The 7,357-nt window shown below is 44.6% G+C and carries 7 protein-coding genes; 4 read left to right on the top strand and 3 right to left on the bottom strand.

What is annotated here, in order from left to right:
• Positions 1-975: 975 nt before the first annotated feature.
• Positions 976-2,703, top strand: coding sequence for a murein biosynthesis integral membrane protein MurJ (murJ, locus tag IM509_RS10560; protein ID WP_052278583.1), 1,728 nt, complete (start codon positions 976-978; stop codon positions 2,701-2,703).
• A 41-nt stretch (positions 2,704-2,744) separates the two neighbouring features.
• Here the strand turns inward: murJ and IM509_RS10555 are convergent, their stop codons facing one another.
• The 3 genes from IM509_RS10555 to IM509_RS10545 are packed head-to-tail and all read right to left on the bottom strand — an operon-like array spanning position 2,745 to position 6,648.
• Positions 2,745-3,395, bottom strand: a complete 651-nt coding sequence (locus tag IM509_RS10555) for a hypothetical protein (RefSeq protein WP_052278229.1) — start codon at positions 3,393-3,395, stop codon at positions 2,745-2,747.
• Positions 3,396-3,436: 41 nt separating this feature from the next.
• The gene (gene hisS, locus IM509_RS10550) at positions 3,437-4,717 is read right to left on the bottom strand and encodes a histidine--tRNA ligase (protein ID WP_052278230.1); all 1,281 of its coding nucleotides are present in this window, start codon (positions 4,715-4,717) and stop codon (positions 3,437-3,439) included.
• A gap of 20 nt (positions 4,718-4,737) precedes the next feature.
• Positions 4,738-6,648, bottom strand: a complete 1,911-nt coding sequence (locus IM509_RS10545) for a heavy metal translocating P-type ATPase (protein WP_072927644.1) — start codon at positions 6,646-6,648, stop codon at positions 4,738-4,740.
• 6 nt (positions 6,649-6,654) lie between these two features.
• On the opposite strand from IM509_RS10545, the gene IM509_RS10540 reads away from it, so the two are divergent.
• The 3 genes from IM509_RS10540 to IM509_RS10530 all read left to right on the top strand — a co-directional run.
• The gene (locus IM509_RS10540; protein ID WP_072927646.1) at positions 6,655-6,963 is read left to right on the top strand and encodes a hypothetical protein; all 309 of its coding nucleotides are present in this window, start codon (positions 6,655-6,657) and stop codon (positions 6,961-6,963) included.
• A 30-nt stretch (positions 6,964-6,993) separates the two neighbouring features.
• Positions 6,994-7,119 (top strand): hypothetical protein, encoded by a 126-nt coding sequence (locus tag IM509_RS10535; protein WP_260441341.1) that lies wholly within the window; start codon positions 6,994-6,996, stop codon positions 7,117-7,119.
• A 9-nt stretch (positions 7,120-7,128) separates the two neighbouring features.
• On the top strand, positions 7,129-7,357 hold a 229-nt coding region (locus IM509_RS10530; protein ID WP_272079409.1), incomplete at its 3' end, for a DUF2887 domain-containing protein.

Raw genomic sequence — 7,357 nt, 5'->3', positions numbered from 1 at the left:
AAGATATTGATAAAAATAGCAATCATAAAAAGCAAATCCCCAACATTTATCAAGCAATTATTTTTATTAGTAAATATTCTACACGACTCAGTCCAGATAAGCAAGATGGCTTACCACTACTACCGAATCACTACCCAAAAGTAAATGTACTTAATGCGGGATAGTCATTTTTGGGGAGTGGCTTGAGAAGCTCTTTCATTAGTTTTGGGAAAATTGTTAGCATGGCTTATTCACATTTATTGGTGTATATTTACTTTGTTTTCTTATCTATAATATCAAATTTTGTACGACTTTTTTCCCCGTTCAACACTTCTGGCTTTTTCCATACCTCACATTTTAGCATATATTTCGTAAACGATGCTCATATTTAACAGTAAAGCCGTCGTAGAACGACGGGGTTTCAGACCCAAATTTTCGATGACTCAATCCAACTCGGCAACGAACAAATTAAGTACCTAGGCAAAATTAATTACACATATCTAACCCCGCTCTTGCCTCTTGCCTCTTGCCTCTTGCCTATCTTCACTAGGAAATTATTTTGCACGACTACTTATCATCCCCCAATGGTTCGGACTTCTCTTCGCAGGGATTACTTTCAGCCTTGTTACATTGGATCAAATCCTACGGGGGCTTGTCCGACTTGAAAAAACAGAACGAGAAACTCGCCGAACTCGAATCGAAACTCGATACCGTACTGCAATCATCCGATTCTAACTTAACCCCAACAACTTCCACAGAAACTAACTAGCAGATATTTTAGCCCTACTTGAAGAATACCGAGATACACTTTAGGGCAATTCTTGAGGGCGAGCGCCGATCTTGTCGGAGGTCAGTGCGATCGCTATCTTCTGGTTAATTAAACTTTAAAACTGCGATCGCTGGTGGCATTGTTAAGTTTTCTTGAACGGGCGATTTTCGTGATCAAGAGTAGAACCATCAATATTTATGGTTCGGTTGGCTCTTGGTATTATACGAATGTCTGTGGGGAAATGGCTGTTATACACTCCAGTCAAATTAAATTTGACAACTAGAGAGCGCTTTTCGGCGGGAACACAGAAACGGGTAGAATCGATCAATGCAGTTGTTTTCTTTCGAGGTGTCATCATTACTAAGAAAGCTACCCGTTCCTTGGCCGGTATTGCCGGAATTGTCGCCGTTGCCACCTTAATCAGTAAGGTTTTTGGTTTAGTCCGCGAACAGGTAATCGCCGCTGCCTACGGTGTCGGGCCAGTGGTGAACGCCTACGCTTTTGCCTACGTTATCCCCGGTTTTCTGTTAATTCTCCTCGGTGGCATTAACGGCCCCTTTCACAGTGCTTTGGTCAGTGTTTTGGCCAAAAGAGATAAATCCGAGTCCGCGCCGATTGTCGAGACTATTACCACCCTAGTCAGTGCGATTTTATTAGCTGTCACCGTCTTTTTAATCGTTTTTGCCAATATTTTTATCGATGTTCTCGCCCCCGGTTTAGATGCCGCCACCCGCAGCATGGCCATTCAACAACTGCAAATTATGGCCCCCATGGCGGTTTTAGCTGGTTTAATCGGCATCGGTTTCGGTACTCTCAACGCGGCGGATCAATACTGGCTACCGAGTCTCAGTCCGCTTTTTTCCAGTGTGGCGGTGATTATCGGGGTGGGTTTGCTGGCTTGGTTCGTTGGCGATCGCATTGATGAGCCGCAATATGTGCAACTGGGGGGTTTTGTCCTCGCCGGCGGTACTCTCGTTGGGGCGCTCTGGCAATGGTTAGCACAAGTGGGCGCACAAGTCAAGGCAGGTTTAGGAAAATTAACATTTCGTTGGGATTGGCGGATACCGGGGGTGTCGGAGGTGTTGCGGGTGATGATTCCGGCGACCTTATCTTCGGGAATGTTGCATATTAACGTTTATACTGACCTCTTTTTCGCTTCTTTTATCGAAAATGCCGCCGCATCCATGCGTTACGCCAGTTTTATCGTTCTCACGCCCTTGGGCATCATGTCCAACATGATTCTCGTGCCGTTTATGCCGATATTTTCTCGACTGACGGAACCGGAAAATTGGGGAGAATTGAAGCAAAGAATCCGTCAGGGTTTATTATTGACGGCTTTAACCATGTTACCCTTCACCGCTATCTTTATCGCCCTCGCTTTCCCGGTAGTGCGAGTTATCTATCAACGGGGTGCCTTTAATCTGGCTGCCTCGGAACAGGTGGTTCCCGTATTAATGGCCTACGGTTTCGGGATGTTTTTCTATCTCGGTCGCGATGTTTTAGTACGAGTGTTCTATGCTTTGGGTGATGGCGACACTCCCTTTAAGGTGAGTATGGTGAATATTTTTCTCAATGGTGTGCTGGATTTCCTCTTGTATAGACCTTTTGGTACCCCGGGGATTGTTTTAGCAACCGTAGGGGTTAATATCCTTTCTATGGGCATTTTTACGGTGATTTTAAATCGTCGTTTAGGGGGTTTACCTCTGGGAGAATGGGGTTTATCCTTATTGGGATTAACGGTAATTACAATACTTTCTGGTGTTGCTAGTTGGGGAGCTAGTTGGGGTTGGGAAAAGGTTTTCGGTGCTGGTAATATTTTCCTACAATTATTACAGTTAGGTTTGGCTTCGACCGTAGCGGTGGGTTTATTCCTCCTCGGTGCGATGTTATTGAAGTTACCAGAATTAGACCTATTAATCTCGCGAGTTCGTCAGAAGTTCTTGAAAAAATCTTAGGTTTAAGTTGCTGCCTCACCTCATCATTACATACTATCAGGTTATTTATTTTTAGGAATTGGGGGCAGTTGCGGTGATTTTCGGCGAGAATTAGAACCGGATATTTTCGGGGGTAGGGGTGCAGAATTGCGATTAGATAAACTTTGAAGGCTCTTTTTCATATTAGCAGGTTCCGGCAGTTCTAGAGTTACCCCTTCCCTAGCGGTCATTGTTTCCTCTGGTAGGCATAAATCAAAAACAAAGGCAGAATTATTGGTTAAATCAGCAAATTCTAGTTTTACCATCTCCGGAGAGGATTCTTGTGCTAATAAAGGTTCAATTTCGGTTTTAATTAACTGTTCTAATTGAGCCAGATAATTGATCTTAACAGGAGTAACAATTAAAGTTAACATTTCTTGCCAACCTTGCCCCCCCAATTCTGCCAGAATATCCCCATAACAGCGAATCTTCCAGCTACCTATTCCTAAATCTCGATAGGAAAAAATTTCCAGCCAACCCCCAGCATCCGATCGATAATAATGGGTATATCGTTCGCTACTTTCGGGAGATTCGTAATCGATACGCACTTCAATATGAGCAAAAGGAGAATCCAGACGGGCCAAGAGACGATAGTTTCCCGAGACAATTTCTAGAGAATTATTAGAAATTGTGTGTCCGTGATTCTCCCCTTGTTTTTGCAGTATAAATTCCATAATCCTAGCCTAGGCCTAATGTTTGGCCATGACGCTAAAACTTAGGATTTGTGCCGAGAGATTTGCGCTTTTAATTCCCTTGCTTGTGTCAATAAATCCGCTTGGGTTAGACTAATTTGTTCTTGGGTGGCCATCCATTTCAGTTGTACCGTGCCATTTTCAGCCTCAGCATCCCCCAAAATTATACAGCCCACCGCCTTAGCTCGATCGGCCCGTTTAAATTGTTTTCCGAAAGCGCTGCCGCTTAAGTCTAACTCAACGCTAAACCCCAATCCGCGTAATTGTTGCGCTAACACCACACTGCGGGCCTCAGCTTTTTCTCCTTTGGAGACGAGATAAAAATCGGGAACCAAAAAAGATAAAGATTGCTTTTGTTGTAATAATATAATCAGACGTTCTAAACCGATTGCCCAACCCACTGCTGGCGTGTCTGGACCGCCTAATTGAGCTATTAAACCATCATAACGACCACCACCGCAAACCGTGGCTTGAGCGCCTAAATCATCGGACTGAATTTCAAAGGCCGTATGGGTGTAATAGTCCAATCCTCGCACTAAACAGGGATTAAGATTATAGATAACTCCCAAATCGGTTAGTAAAGATTGCACCCGTTCAAAATGCTTTTGAGAATCACTACCGAGGTGTTCAAGAATACTGGGGGCATTCTTACAGATAATCTTGGTTTTCTCGTCCTTACTATCCAAAATTCGCAGGGGATTTTTTTCTAATCTCTGTTGAGAATCCGCATCTAAATCAGCTTTGTAGGGAGTCAAATAATCTAGCAAGGCCTGACGATAATTTTGCCTATCTTGGGCATTTCCCAGGGAATTAAGGTCTAATTTTAGGTTTTCTACCCCCACAGCTTTTAATATCTCGCTGGCAAGGGTAATTACTTCCACATCCGCCCTAGGGTCATCACTTCCCAACAATTCGACCCCGATTTGATGAAACTGTCGCTGCCTACCCGCTTGCGGACGTTCATAACGAAACATCGGCCCCTTATACCAGAGTCTTTGTACTCCTCCAGCGGCCTGTAATTTGTGTTCAATATAGGCGCGAACGACCCCAGCCGTTCCCTCCGGTCGCAAAGTCAGGGAACGTTGACCGCGATCGAGGAAACTGTACATTTCTTTTCCCACCACGTCCGTCGCTTCCCCGATACCCCGTTCAAAAAGTTGCGTCTGTTCAAAAATGGGAGTTCGTATCTCTTGATACAGCGCAGTCCCTAAAATTCTGCTGGCAGTTTCCTCTAACCACTGCCAGTAACCGACCTCCGCCGGTAAAATATCTTTTGTGCCTCGGATTGCCTGGATTTCGCCCATAGTTCCCTGTATTTTTATCCTTAATTCAACAATCTTAAACCGCTGAGAGTCACTAATACCGTCGATCCTTCATGACCGATGACACCTAGAGGTAAAGTTATATCACCAACAAAATTCGCTATTAGCAATATGCCGATAAACGCGAGGGCGAAAGTGATATTCTGTTTAACGATGCGATTGGCACGACGACCAAGGTTAATTGCGCTGGGAATTTTGGCTAAATTATCGGACATAAGGATAATATCGGCCGTTTCCAAGGCCACATCACTACCCGCTTTTCCCATGGCAATCCCCACATTAGCCATAGCTAAAGCGGGCGCGTCATTAATGCCATCTCCTACCATAGCGACAGTGTGATATTTTTCTTGCAGATTTTTGATCACGGTTAACTTATCTTCAGGCAGTAAATCAGCGTAAATCTCCTCAATACCGAGTTTTTTAGCGACTTTATCGGCACTTTGTTGATTATCACCCGTAATTAAAACGATATGTTCGATACCGATCTTTTTTAGCTGCTCCACCAGATTAACTGCCGATTCACGAAGGGTATCGGCCACAGCGATCGCACCGAGCATCTGATTCTCTTGTACTACCCAAACGAGGGTTTTACCTTCTTTTTGTAAACGTTCGTGGGTAGCTAGAATATTCTGGTCAAGATCAGCAATATGGTCACGAATATAGGCAAAATTGCCCACAGATACCGACTTATCGGCAATTTTTCCCGTGATACCTCGTCCCGATACCGCTTGTACCTGATTAGCACTGAAGAAATTTATACCACGTTCGAGCGCTGTGCTGGTAATAGCGGACCCGATGGGATGTTCGGAACAGGATTCTAGGGATGCAGCCACCGCTAACACCTCATTTTCGCTGACTGCATGGATAGGGATAATTTCCACCACTTGCAACTTACCAAGGGTGAGAGTGCCGGTTTTATCAAAAGCGATCGCTCGTATGCGGCCGATCATCTCCAATCTTGCGCCATTTTTGAATAAAATCCCCTGTTTTGCCCCGTTAGCGATACCCGATAACAAAGCTGGCATAATTGAGGCCATTAAAGCACAGGGAGAAGCCACCACGAGAAAAATTAAGGCCCGATAGATAGTGGTTTCCCAGGTCCAACCCCAGAAAAAAGGCGGTAAAATCCCGAAAATTAAGCCCAAAATCACGATAATTTTCGCATAACCCCGCTCGAAACCTTCGATAAACTGTTGGGAGGGAGGGGATTCATTTTGTGCCTTTTCTACCAAACGAATCACCCTCTCAATTAAGCGACTTTCGGGGGGAGTTTCCACCTTTAAGCGTAGCACTCCCGCACCGTTGAGAGTTCCCGCAAAGACTTCTTCCCCGATGGTTTTATCCACGGGAAGGGATTCTCCGGTAATTGGCGCTTGATTAATGGGACTGTTTCCCTCCATAATAATGCCGTCAATGGGGATTAATTCACCCGGTTTGACTAAAACTGTGTCACCGATCCGTAATTGCTTGATAGGAACCTCTTTTTCGCTGTCTCCCGTGATTAATCTAGCAGTATCGGGAGTCATAGCCATGAGAGAACGAATATTGCGATCGGTTTTCGCCATGGCAATCTGTTCTAATGCGCCACTAATAGCGAAAATCAGGATTAAAATGGCTCCATCGATGATGAGATAGTAATTACTGTCCCAGAGTCCCAAAATCGCCGCCCCTAACGCCGCTACAATCATTAACAGGTCCACATCCAGTTCTTTTTCCTCGAATAAAGTCGTTAATCCTGCTTGGGTACTCTCGTATCCTCCCACCACATATGCGATCGGTAGTAGGATTAAAGCTAGGCCGATCAGATTAAGATGTAGGCATAACCAACCAAAAAAGACTAAAATAGCGCAAATTCCTGCGGCAACTGCCGAGGAATACTCAGACAACCAAGAGGACGAGATACTCTGAATCATGGATCGATGGCAATTAATTCTCTCCCCATTCTAGAAAACATTGGATCGATGCAGAAAACCCCTAGGACGTTATCCCCCGCAGCTAACCTAGCCGATAATAATTGGAATTTTGCCGAGGTTTGGATCGATCCGCTGCTATCTCCCCCCTATATCTTGCTTTTACTCGCTGAATCTTCAGGAAACTATCGCGTGTACGATCCTTCTGAGGGTTATCAGGTAGTATTCACCGGTGCGAGTTACGAGGAAGCGGAAAATTGGCTATTAGAGGACGAATTTGAACCGGTAGAGGGACCACTTTCGGCAGTAGAGATATAATTTCCTTATCTTCCTTGACCCCTTTCTTCGATGCTATCCTTACTAAAAAAGCGATGGAATTGGCTAAAATCGCTCTTTATTGCCAGTCCGAAGGCAATTAACCCCAAAAAAGTCAAAAATACTCCTCCAGAACCCAGTGACGCACCAGAGGGATAGACCGAACTCATGAAAACCGACACGATTTTCTACCGACTTTTTCAAACCTTTCCAGGTCTTCTGTTTGAGTTAATCGACTTTCCCGGGGAATTAGCCAATTTCTATCGATTTTCCTCCGTAGAGGTGAAACAACTATCTTTTCGCATCGATGGAGTCTTTCTACCAGAACGGGAAGATTTACCGATTTATTTTACCGAAGTTCAGTTTCAGAATGATCCGGAGTTTTATGCGCGTTTTT

The organism is Microcystis sp. M31BS1 (assembly GCF_020245285.1).
GTDB lineage: Bacteria > Cyanobacteriota > Cyanobacteriia > Cyanobacteriales > Microcystaceae > Microcystis > Microcystis panniformis.
This window is presented reverse-complemented; position numbering and strand designations above follow the sequence as displayed.

Coding starts and splice junctions, on each gene's coding strand:
- IM509_RS10540 (WP_072927646.1), top strand. CDS start 6,655: ATGGCAATTAATTCTCTCCCCATTCTAGAAAACATTGGATCGATGCAG.
- IM509_RS10535 (WP_260441341.1), top strand. CDS start 6,994: ATGCTATCCTTACTAAAAAAGCGATGGAATTGGCTAAAATCGCTCTTT.
- IM509_RS10555 (WP_052278229.1), bottom strand. CDS start 3,395: ATGGAATTTATACTGCAAAAACAAGGGGAGAATCACGGACACACAATT.
- IM509_RS10545 (WP_072927644.1), bottom strand. CDS start 6,648: ATGATTCAGAGTATCTCGTCCTCTTGGTTGTCTGAGTATTCCTCGGCA.
- murJ (WP_052278583.1), top strand. CDS start 976: ATGTCTGTGGGGAAATGGCTGTTATACACTCCAGTCAAATTAAATTTG.
- hisS (WP_052278230.1), bottom strand. CDS start 4,717: ATGGGCGAAATCCAGGCAATCCGAGGCACAAAAGATATTTTACCGGCG.